At 40.6% G+C, this 16634-nt stretch carries 15 protein-coding genes and 1 pseudogene; 15 read left to right on the top strand and 1 reads right to left on the bottom strand.

Features of this window, described 5'->3' with window-relative positions:
* The first annotated feature begins 8 nt into the window (after positions 1-8).
* From GZ996_RS08820 to GZ996_RS08750, 15 genes and pseudogenes are all read left to right on the top strand, one after another.
* Positions 9-653, top strand: coding sequence for a bifunctional 4-hydroxy-2-oxoglutarate aldolase/2-dehydro-3-deoxy-phosphogluconate aldolase (locus GZ996_RS08820; RefSeq protein WP_156806272.1), 645 nt, complete (start codon positions 9-11; stop codon positions 651-653).
* A 123-nt stretch (positions 654-776) separates the two neighbouring features.
* Complete coding sequence (locus GZ996_RS08815) at positions 777-1211, top strand: PTS sugar transporter subunit IIA (protein ID WP_443255854.1); 435 nt, start codon at positions 777-779, stop codon at positions 1209-1211.
* A 10-nt stretch (positions 1212-1221) separates the two neighbouring features.
* Positions 1222-2412, top strand: coding sequence for a glycoside hydrolase family 88 protein (locus GZ996_RS08810; protein ID WP_161979284.1), 1191 nt, complete (start codon positions 1222-1224; stop codon positions 2410-2412).
* A 9-nt stretch (positions 2413-2421) separates the two neighbouring features.
* Complete coding sequence (locus GZ996_RS08805) at positions 2422-2913, top strand: PTS sugar transporter subunit IIB (protein WP_161980780.1); 492 nt, start codon at positions 2422-2424, stop codon at positions 2911-2913.
* 46 nt (positions 2914-2959) lie between these two features.
* Positions 2960-3736: a PTS mannose/fructose/sorbose/N-acetylgalactosamine transporter subunit IIC gene (locus GZ996_RS08800; protein ID WP_161979266.1), complete on the top strand. Its 777-nt coding sequence runs from the start codon at positions 2960-2962 to the stop codon at positions 3734-3736.
* Complete coding sequence (locus tag GZ996_RS08795) at positions 3723-4538, top strand: PTS system mannose/fructose/sorbose family transporter subunit IID (RefSeq protein ID WP_162011862.1); 816 nt, start codon at positions 3723-3725, stop codon at positions 4536-4538. Before GZ996_RS08800 ends, GZ996_RS08795 begins: the two co-directional genes overlap by 14 nt.
* A 6-nt stretch (positions 4539-4544) precedes the next feature.
* Entirely contained in the window at positions 4545-4853 is a 309-nt protein-coding gene (locus GZ996_RS08790) for a preprotein translocase subunit YajC (RefSeq protein ID WP_161980779.1), read from the top strand.
* 151 nt (positions 4854-5004) lie between these two features.
* The gene (hylA, locus tag GZ996_RS08785; protein WP_162011861.1) at positions 5005-8559 is read left to right on the top strand and encodes a hyaluronate lyase; all 3555 of its coding nucleotides are present in this window, start codon (positions 5005-5007) and stop codon (positions 8557-8559) included.
* Between the two features lie 411 nt (positions 8560-8970).
* Entirely contained in the window at positions 8971-10866 is a 1896-nt protein-coding gene (locus tag GZ996_RS08780; RefSeq protein ID WP_162011860.1) for an alginate lyase family protein, read from the top strand.
* Positions 10867-10962: 96 nt separating this feature from the next.
* Positions 10963-11964, top strand: a complete 1002-nt coding sequence (locus GZ996_RS08775) for a LacI family DNA-binding transcriptional regulator (RefSeq protein ID WP_156806264.1) — start codon at positions 10963-10965, stop codon at positions 11962-11964.
* A 116-nt stretch (positions 11965-12080) separates the two neighbouring features.
* A pseudogene (locus GZ996_RS08770) lies at positions 12081-12593 on the top strand (NUDIX domain-containing protein).
* Between the two features lie 220 nt (positions 12594-12813).
* Positions 12814-14520 carry an acetolactate synthase large subunit gene (locus GZ996_RS08765; RefSeq protein WP_162011859.1) on the top strand — a complete coding sequence of 569 codons (1707 nt, stop codon included), beginning with the start codon at positions 12814-12816 and terminating at the stop codon, positions 14518-14520.
* Positions 14513-14995 (top strand): acetolactate synthase small subunit, encoded by a 483-nt coding sequence (gene ilvN, locus GZ996_RS08760; RefSeq protein WP_162011858.1) that lies wholly within the window; start codon positions 14513-14515, stop codon positions 14993-14995. The genes GZ996_RS08765 and ilvN overlap by 8 nt, the downstream gene beginning before the upstream one ends.
* Positions 14996-15028: 33 nt before the next feature.
* The gene (ilvC, locus tag GZ996_RS08755) at positions 15029-16051 is read left to right on the top strand and encodes a ketol-acid reductoisomerase (protein ID WP_156806261.1); all 1023 of its coding nucleotides are present in this window, start codon (positions 15029-15031) and stop codon (positions 16049-16051) included.
* Between the two features lie 53 nt (positions 16052-16104).
* Positions 16105-16275 carry a hypothetical protein gene (locus GZ996_RS08750; protein ID WP_162011857.1) on the top strand — a complete coding sequence of 57 codons (171 nt, stop codon included), beginning with the start codon at positions 16105-16107 and terminating at the stop codon, positions 16273-16275.
* A 20-nt stretch (positions 16276-16295) separates the two neighbouring features.
* Here GZ996_RS08750 and GZ996_RS08745 read toward each other — a convergent pair.
* A partial coding sequence (locus GZ996_RS08745) for an IS30 family transposase (protein ID WP_162011856.1) occupies positions 16296-16634 on the bottom strand: 339 nt, incomplete at its 5' end.

Raw genomic sequence — 16634 nt, 5'->3', positions numbered from 1 at the left:
GAGTTAAGATGAGTCGAACACAAACTCTTTCTCAGTTAAGAAAGCAAGTCCTAGTTGTTGTCATTCGAGGCGATGCACGCAAAGAGGGCCTTCAGGCTTCAAAAGCTTGTATTTCAGGTGGAATTTCGGCAGTTGAGGTAGCCTACACTAATCCAGATGCAGGTTTGATTATTTCTGATTTATGCACTGAATACAAGGAAAATCCTGAGGTATTGATCGGTGCTGGAACGGTACTGGATTCTGTAACTGCTCGTCAGGCGATTATGGCTGGGGCGACCTACATTGTCTCACCATCCTTTAACGACGAAGTGGCAAAAATTTGTAACCTCTATGCAGTACCTTATATTCCAGGTTGTATGACTTTGACAGAGATTACCAGAGCCTTAGAAGCAGGCTGTGAGATGATAAAGCTCTTTCCTGGTAGCGTATTTGGACCAAAATATATATCAGCTATTAAAGCTCCCTTGCCTCAAGTTTCTATTATGGTGACTGGTGGAGTGAATGCGAAGACCATTTCTGATTGGTTGGTAGCAGGCGCCGATGCAGTTGGTATAGGTGGTGAGTTTAATCAACTGGCTGCTCAGGGACATTTTGATCGTATTCAGGATATGGCTAAAATTTATGTGTCCTTAGCTGGCTCTTGTAAAAAATAAGTTTAATTACAGGATGTGGAAAAACGCTTACATTTTTTAAAAAAAACTATTGACAAGTTCAAATCAATAGTATAAAATACGAGGTGTAGGTAAACCGGTAAAGTTAAAAGGAGGGGTTTTGTGATTCAATTAGTCATCGTGGCTCATGGAAAGTTTGCGAGCGGTATTCTCACTTCTCTGGAATTGATTGCAGGGCAAGTGGAAAAAATTCAGGCGGTTGACTTCACCGATGGCATGTCTGATCAGGAAGTCAAAGAGCGTATAAAATCTGTTATATCAAGCGAAGAGAATGTGTTGGTTCTAACGGATTTACTAGGTGGAACTCCTTTTAAAGTCAGTGTAGAGTTGGTAACAGAACATTCAGAAAAAAGTATTGCGGTCTTGTCAGGTCTCAACTTGGCTATGTTGCTAGAAGCTAATTTTTCTCGTTTGACAGACGATCTTGAGCTATTGGTAAGTAAACTGGTTAATGTTGCCAGAGAGGGAGTGGCAGATTCTATTACCCTTCTGAAACAGGATAATGGGACAGAAGAGGAGTTATTTGAGGATGGTATCTAAAGAAAATAAGATGATAAAAGAAGTATTGATTGAGCCGATTCGGTTGGGAGAGGAGTTCAGAACAACTCCACTGTTAACCAAAGAGGAGGTGGAAGCGGCACTTAATCTCGCCCTTCAGCAGTTAGAGTTGAATCTGGATTACTTTGGGGAAGATTTTCCAACTCCAGCAACTTTCGATAATATTTATCCAAAGATGGATAATACGGAATGGACCAATGGCTTTTGGACGGGTGCTCTCTGGTTAGGATATGAGTATTCTGCGAGCGCAAAAATGAAAGCGCTAGCAACTTCTAATACCGCTTCTTTTTTTAAGCGTGTTACTGAGCGAGTTGAGCTAGATCATCACGACTTAGGCTTTCTCTATTCTCCTTCCTGCGTAGCAGATTATAAGCTGACAGGAAACCCTATGGCACTTGAAGCTTCCATAAAGGCTGCTGATAAATTGATTGAACGTTATCAAGAAAAAGGCGGATTTATTCAAGCTTGGGGGGAACTTGGGAAGGCAGAGGATTATCGCTTAATCATTGATTGCTTGTTGAATTTGCAGTTGCTTTTCTTTGCTTATGAACAAACAGGCGATCGGAAATATTATGATATAGCCGTCAACCATTTCTACGCTTCCGTCAATACGGTCATTCGTGATGATGCTTCAACTTTCCATACTTTCTACTTTGATCCTGCGACTGGAGAGCCAGTCAAAGGGGTAACGCGTCAGGGCTACAATGATGCTTCTTCGTGGGCAAGGGGGCAGGCATGGGGTGTATATGGTATTCCATTGACCTACCGTATGATAAAAGATTCAGCTTGTTTGGATTTATTTAAAGGTGTGACGAATCACTTCCTTAATCGTTTGCCGGAGGATAAGGTTTCCTACTGGGATTTGATTTTTAACGATGGCAGTGGTCAGTCCCGAGATTCTTCTGCGACAGCGGTAGCGGTTTGCGGTATCCATGAAATGTTGAAATACTTGCCGGAAGTAGATTCGGATAAGGAAACTTACAAATATGCAATGCATGCCATGTTGCGCTCATTGATGGACAATTATGCAAATCGAACCTTACAGCCAGGTCGTCCTCTGCTTTTACACGGTGTCTATTCTTGGCATTCTGGTAAAGGAGTGGATGAAGGAAATATCTGGGGAGATTATTATTACTTAGAAGCCTTGCTTCGTTTCTATAAAGATTGGCAATTATATTGGTAGGAGGAACTGATGGCTACACCAAATATTGTAATGACTCGCGTCGATGAACGATTGGTTCATGGGCAAGGGCAACTATGGATTAAATCTTTGGGTTGCAATACAGTTATTGTTGCAAATGATAAAGTTAGTGAGGATAAGATTCAGCAAACCTTGATGAAAACGGTTGTTCCAGATTCCGTTGCTATGCGCTTCTTTTCCTTGCAAAAGGTTATTGATGTGATTTATAAGGCAAATCCAGCTCAGACGATTTTTTTAATCGTTAAGGATTTATCTGATGCTTTGACTCTGGTGAAGGGTGGTGTTCCGATTACAGAACTAAACATCGGAAATATCCACAATGCTCCTGGCAAAATGCAGGTCACTCGCTCGATTTTCTTCGGTTCTGAGGATAAGGCTGCGGTGAAAGAGCTGAGTGATGTTTACAAAGTTCGTTTCAATACTAAGACTACACCTTCTGGCAATGATGGTGCGATTGAAGTGAATGTATTGGATTATATTTAGGATAAATTTTGGATTAAATTTTAAAAAATAAAAGAGGAGAATTATCATGACGATCAGTCTCATTCAAGCTGCTCTCATTGGTTTATGGACAGCATTCTGTTTTAGTGGACTTTTGTTAGGTCTCTATACAAATAGATGTATCGTTCTATCATTTGGTGTCGGAATTATCTTAGGAGATCTTCCAACTGCTCTAGCTATGGGGGCCATTAGTGAATTGGCCTATATGGGCTTTGGTGTTGGTGCTGGCGGTACGGTACCACCAAATCCAATTGGTCCCGGTATCTTTGGAACATTGATGGCGATTACAAGTGCTGGTAAAGTTACACCAGAAGCTGCACTTGCGCTATCAACTCCGATTGCAGTAGGGATCCAGTTCCTACAAACATCTGCTTACACTTTGCATGCAGGAGCACCTGCCTCTGCGGTTAAACACCTTCGTGCAGGCAATCTTTCTAAATTTAAACATGCTGCTAATGGTACAATTATTACTTTTGCTATTCTCGGCTTTGCCCTTGGTTTCCTCGGTGCTTATTCAATGGATACCTTGTTGAAATTGGTTGAAATGATTCCACCAGTATTGTTGAATGGTTTGAGTGTTGCAGGCAAAATGCTTCCAGCTATCGGTTTTGCGATGATTTTATCTGTGATGGCTAAGAAAGAACTCATTCCGTTTGTATTACTTGGTTATGTTTGTGCAGCCTATCTTAAACTCCCAATTATCGGTATTGCGATTGTCGGAAGTATCTTTGCGCTGAGAGAATTATTTAACAAACCAGAACAAGTGGCAGTAAAACAGGAGGAAGCACACGATGACTGGATCTAAATTAACTAAAAAGGACTATATCAATACTTCTTTACGGGCCTTTTTCCTACAGAATGGTTTTAACTATAGTAACTATCAGGGAATTGGTTATGCCAATGTCATGTATCCGGCTTTTAAAAAGCACTTCGGAGATGACAAGGAAGGCTTAGCCAAGGCTTTAGAAGAAAACTGTGAATTTTATAATACCAATCCGCATTTCGTACCTTTTATTACCAGTCTTCATTTGGTAATGCTGGAAAATAATTTGCCTGAGGAAGATACGCGTGGGATTAAGATGGCTCTCATGGGACCATTAGCGGGTATCGGTGACTCACTTTCACAATTCGTTTTGGCTCCTCTCCTATCTACCATTGCAGCTTCTTTGGCAGGTCAAGGACTTGTTGTAGGACCAATCCTATTCTTCCTTGGTATGAATATTATCTTGACTTCTATCAAACTTTTGACTGGTTTGTATGGTTATAAATTCGGTACCAGTGTGATTGATAAGCTGAGTGAACAGATGGCAACTATCTCTAAAGTGGCAAATATCATTGGGGTAACAGTTATTTCTGGTCTAGCGGTGACCTTCGTGAAAATCTCTGTACCGATTACATTTGCAGCGGGTGAGGTGAAAGAAGGGGCAGATCAAAAGATTGTGACCATTCAAGGAATGTTGGACAAGATTGCGCCAGCCTTGCTTCCAGCTTTGTTTACTATTTTGGTGTACTACCTCATCAAGAATAAGAAATGGACAACCTACAAGTTGGTTATCTTGACAGTTATTATCGGTATCTTGGGTAGCTGGTTGGGAATACTTGCGTAGGTATCTATGGAACAACAAACGCTTTATTATATCATCATTATTTTAGTAGCTCTATCAACTATACTTCCCATAGTGACTTCCTATGTTAATCGTAAGAGGCAACAAAAAGAGTTTGAAGAACAGATGGATAAGCGCCAACAGTATTTATCAACTCTGAAGGTTGGGGATGAGATTATCCTCTTATCTGGACTGCATGGCAAAATTATCAAACTAACAGGTAGTTTGGTAGAATTGCAGATTGCAGAAAATGTCCACGTTTACGTTGAGAAAGAGTCAATTATGGGAAAATCTAAAGGACTGCTTTTTACCAAGTAGTTCTTCTTTCTTGTGTTGCAAAGAAAACGTCTGCAATAAAGTGGTTGTAATGAGTATGTGCGTATGGTATATTCGTGTTTAAATAAAGTATTTATGTAAAATGTTAGGGAGGTATCCTTTGATCCTCCTACAGAAGGGAAAGGAAGGACCAATGAAATTTTTTAAAGGTCAAACCGAACAATATTATAGTATTCGTAAATATAGAGTGGGTGTTTGCTCAGCTCTGATTGCATTGTCCATGATAGGTACACGGGTTGCAGCTAATCAGTTGCCAGAAACAAAACCAACAAGTTCTCAACCGAATCAAGTAGTAGAAGCAAGTCTAAAGACAACGGAAACAACAGATACAAGTCTTAAAACGACAGAAGCAGGCGATGAAGTCAAAAATACAGCAAGTCCTGAAGGGAATCCAATGGCTGCGACCAAAGATTCTTCAAGTTCAGCTTCAAAAGTTGATGATAGTCCAAAGGCGGTCAAAGAGGCAGTTGAAGAGACTACAACCAATTTGGTAAAACATGGGGATTTTACAACCACAACAAAGGCTTCAGAGGTCTGGTCAGGACAGGCAGCTAAAGACTGGGAAACTTGGGTGCCGGGTAATGTGAAAAAGGAAAATGGAAAGGTAACCGTTGATAACGGGCGGCTCCATATCTCTTCAACCGATACATACCGAGTAGCGGTTCATCAAACTGTGGATGTTGTTCCTAGTAAAAAATATCTCTTAGGCTATGATGTGGAAACTAAGAATCTGGAAGGTAGCGGAGTGCGCGTTCGGTTACACGGTTTGACAGCAGAAGGGAAGGATTTGGAGCCGAAAGAATTTATCCATACCCCTTTTAAAAATGGCAGCAAGAAAGAGCGTGTAGAGCAAGTCTTAACCATCTCGCCACAAACTCGCAAACTGAAGGTCGAACTATTTTTTGAAAATAGTATCGGTCATGCTTGGCTTGACAACGTTTCGTTGGTTGAACATATTGAAAAAGTGCCAGAAACACCGGAACAAAAAACAGGACCTGATCAGCCAGAATTGGGACAGATTACCCTTGCTAGCAATAAGGTTTACCTGCCTACTCGTCCAGATTTGACTTATAAGATTGCAAATTCAGCGATTGCTACATTAGAAAAAGGCATACTCCGTCCTCTTACAGAAGGTAAGACACAGGTAGAAGTTTATGATAAGGATACGAAAGTATCTAGTTTTGAGTTGATTGTTAAAAAACATCAGGCAACTGTTTTTGATCAGTTGCGGGACAATTGGGAAGATATTTCCCTAGCTAATAAGCGTTATCAGCCTAGCGATGCGCAAATGAAAGCCTTTCTGGGACGTCTAGATGCAGGTGTCGATTCCTCTCTTAAAAATTGGGTGGAGCCAACTGAGCAGACAAAGACAATTTTTAAGGATATTGACTTTAGTAAGTCCAGCCATCTCACAACAGTTTACCGTCGTTTAGAACAGATGGCTCAGGTGATTGAAAACTCTGATTCTAAATACTATCATGACCGTTCTCTCATTGATGTAGTTAAAGCGGGGATGAAGTGGCTATATAGCAATGTATATAATGAACAAAAAGAAATCACCGATAACTGGTGGGACTATGAAATCGGTACTCCTCGTGCAGTTGTCAATACCTTGATTTACATGTTCCCTTACTTTAGTCAAGAAGAGATTTTGACCTATACCAAGCCGATTTCAAAATTTGTTCCAGATCCGACCATTATTCGTAAGACAATCAATAAAGCGACCCCAGCAGTCGGTGGTAACCAGACTGACCTTAGTAAGGTAGCTATTTTGGAAGGAGCGCTACGCGAAGATGCTGATCGTGTAAGGGCAGGTGCGCAAGGTTTGACAACTATTATGAAATTTGTGGATAAAGGTGAAGGTTTTTATAAGGATGGCTCCTTTATCGACCATACAAATGTTGCCTATACAGGTGCTTATGGTAATGTTTTGATTGAAGGTTTCTCACAATTGCTGCCAGTTATCCGGTCAACAGACTTTGCCCTCAAAGACGAACAAACGAACATTCTTTACGAATGGATTGAAAAAGCCTTTATGCCTATTTTAGTTCGTGGTGAATTGATGGATATGACTCGTGGTCGCTCCATCAGTCGTGCAACTGGTGAATCACATGTTCAGGCTATGGAGATTTTGCGGTCTCTTGTGCGTATTGCAGAGTCTGCTCAGCCGGTACAAAAGGCTAAGTTATTATCTTTTGTCAAAGCGCAGCTAACATCTGATACTTTCTATGATAACTATAAAGGACTTAAATCCTATAAGGATATTGATCTGGTGAATAAACTTTTGGCAGATAATCAGATTGCTGCTGAAGTGGCTAAGGACTATATCGCAGCTTTCAATAATATGGACAAATTTGTCTATCGAAATGCTCAAGAAGGCTTCACCTTTGCCTTATCCATGCATTCTTCTAGGACACAGAACTATGAAGATATGAACAATGAAAACCGTAAGGGTTGGTACACCGCAGATGGGATGTCCTATCTTTACAACGGTGATTTGAGTCACTATAGTAATAACTATTGGCCAACTGTTGATCCTTACCGTTTATCAGGTACAACAACGACCAAGGACAAACGAGAAGATGGTAGTGGCGAGGTCACTTTGGCAAGTGATTTTGTTGGGGCAAGCCAGTTGGGGAATCGTTTAGCAACCATTGCTATGGATTTCAACAACTGGAATAAGAGCCTAACAGCTCGTAAAGCTTGGATTGTCTTGGGCAATAAGATTGTTTTTCTGGGGACAGATATTAAACACCAATCAGCTCAAGGGGCAGTGACAACGATTGAAAATCGTAAGTTATTGACCGGGGAAAATTATAAATATTATATAAACGGTCAGCAGGTTGATCTCTCTAAGGAAGTAGCAACGGATCAGACCAAATCCTTCTATATGACGAATGGGAAGGATAATCAGTCTATTGGTTATGTCTTCTTGAACCAATTATCAACTCGTGCCAAACTAGATCATCGCACTGGTAAATGGAGTGATATCAACTATAATCAGTCCAAGGAAACGGTGAAAAATTCCTTTGTTACCCTATGGCATGAGCAGCCTCAGACAACCAGCAATTATGCCTATGTACTTGTTCCAAACCAATCTATGGAAAAAGTAAACCAAGCTGCGGCTAGTGTAAAATTACTACACCAAGACAGAGACCTCCAAGTGGTCTATGATCAAGAGCAAGAGGTATGGGGTGTTGTAAAATATACAGATGCTGCTTATAAATTGACGGACGGTATCACTTTGACAGACGCTGGTTTGTATACGATTCAGAAAGTGGATGGCAGCTACCGCATTGCTTTTTATAATCCATCTACCCGTACAGTGAAGAATGGCATCCAGTTGACAGGAGAAGGTGCTCGTATAACTGTGGAGTCAGAAACAACTCCAGCTAATCCTTCTATTGTTTGGAAAGTTTCGCCTTCAGAAACTTCTGGAAAAGGGGAGGCGAGAAGAGTAGTCCCAGATAAAGCAGAAAATCATCTACCTAAGACCAATCAAATGAGCCAAAACACCCAGCCACTAAGTGTACGAACAACCATGAAACCACCAATGGTATCCAAGGAAAAGCAAGAAAAAACACAGTTGCCTGATACAGGAGATACAACAAGTCTTAACTTTGGTATTTTTGGTTTGGCAACTGTAGGAGTAGCAGCAACTTTCAAACGTTCTAAATCACATTCCTGATTGATGGTAAGTATCGTAGGGGTGGAGAAAGAACTCGACAAATAGAAAAAGTTTCGTCAACAAGTCTATATTTTAGTGGTTGAGCTAAAACGGTCTCTTCCCAGACCATAACTTATGTATACTGACTCCTGTCAGTCCTAATCTCCTGTTTAAAAAGGTCTAGAAGGCTTTTTAACCTCTCCACCACTTTGAGATGGAGATGGCCGAACAAAGTCCGCAACATTCGTAGGGGTCAGATTTGAAGTAGAAGGCATAACGTGCTAGTATTTGCTTCGCACAATCTTTTCATAGTCCTCTGGACTGTAAAAAACGATTAACCACTGGACTTAGATGTTGAAACGAACTCTGAAAGTGAGGTTGGACTTTTTTCCAACCTCATTTTTTAGAGAGTAAACAAAGAAAGGAGCAACCATGCAAATGGAATCTGAAAAATCAACAGATGACAAATCCGTAGAAGTACTGAGAAATTATGTCTTTCATCAGCAGGCTCAAGCCTATAAACAATTACATCGTTCTTGTCAGAATTTACTAGACGATATTTTTCTCTTTGAGGATAATTGGGATATGGAGCCCTGTCCTATTGGTTACCATCTTTCTCCCCTGGACTGGAGAGCCGATTGCCACGGGGATGAGGAATGGACCTTTATGCTCAATCGTCAGGAATATCTGTGGAAGCTGGTCTTTGCCTATCTGGTTGAAAAAGACCCTCGCTACATGAAGCAGGTCAAACGCTTGGTATTCAGTTGGATAGAACAGGTAACAGATTGGCATCCAAAAAGAACCAGTAGCCGAACTCTGGATACTGCTATTCGCTGCCTTAGTTGGTTGAGAATCCTTCCATTTTTAACAAGCTGGCTAGCAGAAGAAGAATACAAACGACTATTGGAATCAATCCAGCAACAGCTAGCCTATCTGCGTTGCCATTATCGCCCAAAAGATAGACTGAGCAACTGGGGAATTTTTCAAACAGGAGCCATGCTCTTGGCACATGCCTATATTGGAGATAAGGTCAATTTGGAGGAAGAGTACCGCTTCGCCTGTCAGGAAATCGAGATACAGATTCAAACACAGGTATTAGAAGATGGAACTCAATTTGAACAATCCTTTCTGTATCATGTCGAAGTGTATAAACTACTTCTGGAAATTGCCCTTCACCTACCAGCTTATCGTAAAAGTTGGACTCCTGTCTTAAAAAAGATGGCAAACTATGTAGTACAATTAACAGGGCCAGATGGAAAGAGTTTGCCTATAGGAGATAGTGATGTGCACAGGACTACTGACATCTTACAATTGACAGCCATTTTCTTTGGAGACAACTCTTATCTGATAGATGATTCTAAATTAGACCTAAGTATTCTGTTTCTGGTTGGAGAAGCTGGCTTGCGACAGTTTGAAAACTTGACAGTACCATTAAGGACAACAGGAGCTTGCCATTTTCCTGAGTCCGGACACAGTATCATCAAAGAAAAGGATAGTTATCTATTTTTTAAAGCAGGTCCCATGGGAAGTGCTCACAGTCATTCCGATCAAAATAGCTTCTGTTTTTACCACAGGGGACAACCTATTCTGATTGATAGCGGTCGCTTTAGCTACCGAGAATGCGAAGAGCGTTACCTACTCAAAAGTGCTTGGGCTCACAACAGTTGCATTCTTGATGGTAACCCACCAGAGCAGGTGAGTGGCTCTTGGGAATACAAATCCTATCCCCAGTTTATCAGCCATACTAGCAAGAGCGTTGAACACTATCACTGGCTGCAAGGAATATATCGGGCGCAGACTAGAAAAGGAATTCCTTATTGGCACAAGAGACAACTCCTTATGGTTGGACAAGACTTACTACTGGTAGTAGATAGTGTAGATTGCTCAGGACAACACCAATTAACCACCCAGTTTATCTTAGATGAAGCCGTGAAGATTAGCCATCAGCAAGTCAATGACATCCGCTTATACAGTGCAAATGATTTTGAAATACAAGAAACTGTGCGTTCTCACCGCTACAATCAGCTAACAGCTACTAAGAAATTGGTAAAACAAGAATGTTTTAAGGACCGACTAGTTACCTTCACCTTGCTGGCAGAGCAGAATATTCAAATTGAACGAGTGCCGGTTCATCAAACCGATGGTCGCTTGGTAGAAGCTGGTCTAGCTTTTACCTGCAAGGGAGAAGCTCTAGACATTCTTATATCGCTTATCGATCAGGATATTTACAAGGGAGAAAAATTACTCCAAGTTGATGGAATTCCTCTGAGGGGTAAGTGCCTTGTTGTAGATAAGAATACGCAAAAGGTTATTCGACTCAGAAATTAAAAAAGATGCCTAAATTGCGATTGATTTTAGTCGAAATCCCTGCTAAACTACGGATAGTATGATACAATAAACATAGCATAAGGAGGTATTGGTAAGATGTCAGGGAAGCTTACTATCAAGGATATTGCAGAGTTGGCTCAGACTTCAAAGACAACCATTTCCTTTTATTTGAATGGTAAATATGAGAAAATGTCTAAAGAGACAAGAAAGAAGATAGAAAAAGTGATTCGTGAGACGGATTACCGACCTAGCATTGTTGCGCGAAGTCTCAATTCAAAAAGCACGAAATTGATAGGTGTGCTAATCGGTGATATTACGAATACTTTTTCCAATCAGATTGTCAAGGGGATTGAAGAAGAAGCCCACAAGAGCGGTTACCAAGTGATGATTGGAAATAGCAATTATGATCAAGCCAGCGAGGATAAGTACATTGAGAGTATGCTAATGCTTGGTGTAGATGGTTTTATCATCCAACCCACCTCGCATTTTAGAAAGTACTCACGCATTATTGAAGAAAAGAAGAAACAGATGATTTTCTTTGACAGTCAACTCTATGAACACCGCACGAGTTGGATTAAGACTAATAATTACGATGCTGTCTACGACACAATTCAAGTCTGTGTTGAAAAGGGGTATCAAAAATTCATCCTTATCACAGCAGATACCAGTCGCCTCAGTACGCGCATTGAGCGTGCGACTGGCTTTATGGATGCCCTATCAGATTGCAAGCGGGATTATGTAACTCTGACAATTGCAGATGAACATGTTGATGTAGAAGAAATGAAAAACTTTCTTGCCAAAGAGGTTTCCATCCAGGAAAAAACATTGGTATTTGTTCCCAACTGCTGGGCGCTACCTTTGGTATTCAATATTATGAAAGAACTAAATTTCACCTTCCCACAGATTGGTCTCCTAGGTTTTGATAATACTGAGTGGACAAACTTTTCGTCCCCTACTATCTCTACCATTGTTCAGCCTGCTTTTGAAGAAGGACGCCAAGCGACCAAGATGTTGATTGATCAGATTGAAGGGACCAATCAAGTTGAACGCCAACAGGTCTTGGATTGTACGGTTCATTGGAAAGAATCGACATTTTAATCAAACCAATAACCTTAGTTTATTTTCTGAAAGATAAAAATGTTGTTATAAATGAAATAAAGACAAGTCGTTACGGGATTTCCTGTAACGTTTTTTTGGCTAGAAAAGGAGATAAAATGACAGAGCATATTTTAAATTGGGTTAACATCCGTGTAAAAGATGGAGACCGTATTTTATTACTAGACAGGCAACATGACAACTTCAAGGGATGGATACAGCCTGGGGATAGACTGTTGAAAGTGAGAAATAGGGAAGTGGGGCTTTTCCTTAGTATAGAATTTTCTGAACCATTTTTTGAAGCAGCCAAACGTGAATTACAAGAAAAAACTGGGCTGATTGCACTTAATTTACAACCAAAAGGTATTTCTGTTTTTTCCAATCCTGATAAGGTTGAGCGATATGTTTACTATGACTTCTTATGTACAGAATTTGAGGGCGAATTGCTTTCCGATTCTCGTGAAGGATAATTGAAATGGTGGCCGATTGAAGAGTTGGAAAATTTACCGATGTAAGATGATATCCGAGGACATTGGCTATTGTATTGGCGGGAGGACTCTTTTGAGCGAATTCATTATTGGGATGAAGGACACTATTGCATAAGAGAGACAAGGACAATTTTGTACAATTAATGAAAGTATTTAAAAATTTTATCTTGCAATCTTTACCAAAAATGGTATCATAGTATAAAAGTTTTGAATTTTTAGACAATTCAAAAACAAATCTAACAGGTTAGGGATGATTAGACTACTGTCATTGATAAATGCTTTTTTAGAGATTGTCGTTAGAGTGGTTCGAATAGTTGATATTGTATTTATCCAATCTGTGGAGTAATTAAAGAAGGGAGATCTTGTGGAAAAAGTAAATTTGAATGAGCCCAAATCGGGTTCAGAGTTGGTTTTAGATACCCTTTTAAGTCTAGGCATTAATAGGATATTTGGCTATCCAGGTGGTGCAGTTTTACCACTTTATGACACCCTTTATCAGTATCAAGATAAAATATTCCATGTTCTGGCTCGCCACGAGCAAGGAGCTATTCACGAAGCAGAAGGTTTTGCAAAATCAACAGGACAGATTGGTGTGGCTCTAGTAACTTCTGGTCCGGGAGCGACAAATGCCATTACAGGTATTGCAGATGCCATGGGAGATAGTGTTCCTTTACTTGTTTTTACTGGGCAGGTGGCGACAGCAGGCATCGGCAAGGATGCCTTCCAAGAAGCTGATGTGATTGGAATGACGATGCCAATTACCAAGTATAATTATCAGGTCCGTCACACAGAGGATATTCCTCGTATTATTGCAGAGGCCATTCATATCGCAACAACAGGTCGTCCAGGTCCAGTAGTCATTGATTTACCAAAAGATATATCAGCAAATGAAGTGGATTTCTACTATGAAACAGTTGTGGATTTACCATCTTATCAACCTACGATAGTTCCTAACGGTCTTCAGATGAAAAAATTGCTGGCGCAACTTAGTAAGTCTCGTCGCCCAGTGATATTGACAGGTGGAGGTGTAGCTTATGCAGAAGCTAGTGCGGAACTCATTCAGTTTGCAGAACGTTATCAAATTCCTGTAGTATCCACGCTATTAGGACTTGGAACAATGCCGATTTCTCACGATTTGTCGCTTGGTATGGGAGGCATGCACGGATCCTACGCATCAAATATGGCGTTGACTGATGCTGATTTTATTATCAATATTGGTGCACGTTTTGATGACCGTTTGACTGGTAATGTAGCAGAATTTGCTAAAAATGCTGTTGTAGCTCATATTGACGTGGATCCGGCAGAGATTGGTAAAGTCGTTAAAACGGATATTCCTGTTGTTGGAGATGCTAAGAAGGCTCTTGAAATGCTATTAAGTCTTGATAGTGTGGCAACAGACCATGCTGACTGGACAGCGCAAGCTTTGTCCAATAAAAAACGAGCACCATTTAGTTATGATAAATCGGATGATTTTATTAAACCACAACAGGTTATTGAGTTGGTTGGGAAATTAACGGATGGTGAAGCGATTATCGTGACTGATGTTGGGCAACACCAAATGTGGGCGGCACAGTTTTACCCTTATCGTCACGGACGGCAGTTGGTAACTTCTGGTGGTATGGGAACCATGGGATTTGGTATTCCAGCGGCTATTGGGGCTAAATTAGCTAATCCAGATAAAGAAGTCATTTTATTTGTTGGTGATGGTGGTTTCCAAATGACTAACCAAGAGTTAGCTATTTTGAATGGCTACGGGGTACCGATAAAGGTAGTGCTCATCAATAACCATTCCTTGGGGATGGTTCGCCAGTGGCAAGAATCCTTCTACGAAGAACGTCGTAGCCAATCTACCTTTGACGATGAACCGAATTTTCAACTATTGGCTCAAGCCTATGGAATCGCAAGTTATCGTCTGACAGATCCATCTCGTCTGGAAGAAGAGTTGACAGTTATTACTGAAAATAAACCAATGCTAATTGAGGTGTGTATTTCTGATAAAGAGCATGTTCTTCCGATGGTACCAGCAGGTAAGGCAAATCATGAGATGTTGGGGGTGACCTTCAATGCGTAGAATGTTAACAGCAAAACTTCAAAATTCAACGGGCGTTCTTAACCGTTTCACAGGTGTTCTTTCTCGTCGTCAGGTCAATATTGAATCGATTTCAGTTGGTCCAACAGATGATTCTAAAATCTCTCGTATTACCATTATCATTGACGTGGAAAGCTTGGACGAGGCAGAGCAAATTATTAAGCAACTTAATCGTCTCATTGATGTGGTGCGTGTTCGAGACATTACTGATCTTCCTCATTTGGAGCGAGAGGTTCTTTTGGTCAAAATCGCTGCGCCGGCAGCCAAGCGTGCAGAGATTCTATCCATTATTCAACCCTTTAGAGCGAGTGTTGTGGATGTGGCAACAAAATCCATTACTATTCAGATGACAGGTGACGCAGATAAAATTGAAGCCCTTCTTCGCGTGATTACACCCTATGGCATTAAAAATATTGCTCGTACAGGTGCAACGGGCTTCACTAGAGATTTATCCTAGTTTAGGAAATAAAATATAGAAAAGAGAAAATTTATGGCAGTAACAATGGAATATGAAAATGATGTAAAAGTACCAGCACTTGATAGCAAAAAAATTGCTGTAATTGGTTATGGCTCACAAGGTCATGCTCATGCGCAAAACTTACGTGATTCAGGTCACGATGTGATTATCGGCGTTCGTCCAGGGAAATCATTTGATAAGGCTGTTGAAGATGGCTTTGGAACATTTGAAGTAGCAGAAGCGGCCAAACAAGCTGATGTCATTATGATTTTGGCTCCAGATGAAATCCAAGCTGACCTGTACAATGACGAGATTGCACCGCATTTGACAGCAGGTAAGGCCCTTGGATTTGCTCATGGATTTAATATCCATTTCGGATTTATCAAAGTGCCAGCAGACGTGGATGTCTTTATGTGTGCTCCTAAAGGGCCAGGACACCTTGTTCGTCGCACTTACACAGAAGGCTTTGGTGTACCAGCGCTTTATGCCGTTTACCAAGATGCGACTGGAAACGCTAAAGACATTGCCATGTCATGGTCTAAAGGTGTAGGGGCTGCTCGTGTAGGTCTGCTTGAGACAACCTTTAAAGAAGAAACCGAAGAAGATCTTTTTGGTGAACAAGCGGTGCTTTGTGGTGGTTTGACAGCACTGATTGAAGCAGGTTTTGAAGTTCTAACTGAAGCAGGTTATGCTCCAGAATTGGCTTATTTTGAAACTCTACATGAAATGAAATTGATTGTTGACCTTATTTACGAAGGTGGCTTCAAAAAAATGCGTCAATCTATTTCAAACACTGCTGAGTTTGGTGACTATGTATCAGGGACACGTGTCATTACAAACCAAGTGAAAGAAAATATGAAAGCAGTTCTAGCAGATATTCAATCAGGTAAATTTGCTAACGACTTCGTTAATGATTACAAGGCTGGACGTCCAAAAATGGAAGCCTATCGTCAAGAAGCTGCAAACCTTGAAATTGAAAAAGTCGGGGCAGAACTTCGTAAAGCAATGCCATTCGTTGGTCAAAACGATGACGATGCCTTTAAAATTTATAATTAATGGATGATAGGGGAGTTTAGGCTCTCCTTTTATTCCATTATGGAAGAATTGCAATGCAAAAAATTGATATTTTTGACCAAGTTGTTTTGACTGTTCAAAATGATTCATCGGCGAAGAAAGATAAAATAGGTGCAAGTCCATTATCTTTTAGAAAGCAAATTTCGGAAGCAATGCCAGATGATAATTTTGGGCACATTGTCAAGTCAAGTGCAACAAGTTCATAGATAGACTAGGATTCCATTATTTAGGCTGTTTGGGCTAGCCCAAACAGAAATTTTGAAGTTTTGTAATGGTGAAGTCGTCTAGGTCTTTCGTTAATAGCTGAGAGATATTGAGCAAGTTCTTCGTCAGTCAGCGGATTGAGAGATTTCCCTTTAGGGAGAAACTCTCTGAGGAGGCCGTTGAAGTTCTCATTTGAACCTCTTTCATATGATGAATAAGGATGAGCAAAGTAGGCTTCAATGTCAGTTAGTTCTGATAAGAGACTAAACTCCGAACCATTATCAGCTGTAATGGAGGCGATAGGGTAACGTTTAATCAAGCCTTGGACTGCCTCGTTGATGGTTTTGGCTTCCTTATTAGG

The organism is Streptococcus sp. S784/96/1, from assembly GCF_902729355.1.
Lineage (GTDB): Bacteria > Bacillota > Bacilli > Lactobacillales > Streptococcaceae > Streptococcus > Streptococcus caledonicus.
The sequence above is the reverse complement of the archived record's forward strand: the minus strand, read 5'-3'. Positions and strand labels throughout refer to the sequence as shown.

What these genes read in the sequence shown, in the direction of transcription:
- hylA (WP_162011861.1), top strand. Translation starts at nt 5,005, where the DNA reads ATGAAATTTTTTAAAGGTCAAACCGAACAATATTATAGTATTCGTAAA.
- GZ996_RS08790 (WP_161980779.1), top strand. Translation starts at nt 4,545, where the DNA reads ATGGAACAACAAACGCTTTATTATATCATCATTATTTTAGTAGCTCTA.
- GZ996_RS08750 (WP_162011857.1), top strand. Translation starts at nt 16,105, where the DNA reads ATGCAAAAAATTGATATTTTTGACCAAGTTGTTTTGACTGTTCAAAAT.
- ilvN (WP_162011858.1), top strand. Translation starts at nt 14,513, where the DNA reads ATGCGTAGAATGTTAACAGCAAAACTTCAAAATTCAACGGGCGTTCTT.
- GZ996_RS08820 (WP_156806272.1), top strand. Translation starts at nt 9, where the DNA reads ATGAGTCGAACACAAACTCTTTCTCAGTTAAGAAAGCAAGTCCTAGTT.
- ilvC (WP_156806261.1), top strand. Translation starts at nt 15,029, where the DNA reads ATGGCAGTAACAATGGAATATGAAAATGATGTAAAAGTACCAGCACTT.
- GZ996_RS08810 (WP_161979284.1), top strand. Translation starts at nt 1,222, where the DNA reads ATGATAAAAGAAGTATTGATTGAGCCGATTCGGTTGGGAGAGGAGTTC.
- GZ996_RS08805 (WP_161980780.1), top strand. Translation starts at nt 2,422, where the DNA reads ATGGCTACACCAAATATTGTAATGACTCGCGTCGATGAACGATTGGTT.
- GZ996_RS08795 (WP_162011862.1), top strand. Translation starts at nt 3,723, where the DNA reads ATGACTGGATCTAAATTAACTAAAAAGGACTATATCAATACTTCTTTA.
- GZ996_RS08800 (WP_161979266.1), top strand. Translation starts at nt 2,960, where the DNA reads ATGACGATCAGTCTCATTCAAGCTGCTCTCATTGGTTTATGGACAGCA.
- GZ996_RS08775 (WP_156806264.1), top strand. Translation starts at nt 10,963, where the DNA reads ATGTCAGGGAAGCTTACTATCAAGGATATTGCAGAGTTGGCTCAGACT.
- GZ996_RS08780 (WP_162011860.1), top strand. Translation starts at nt 8,971, where the DNA reads ATGCAAATGGAATCTGAAAAATCAACAGATGACAAATCCGTAGAAGTA.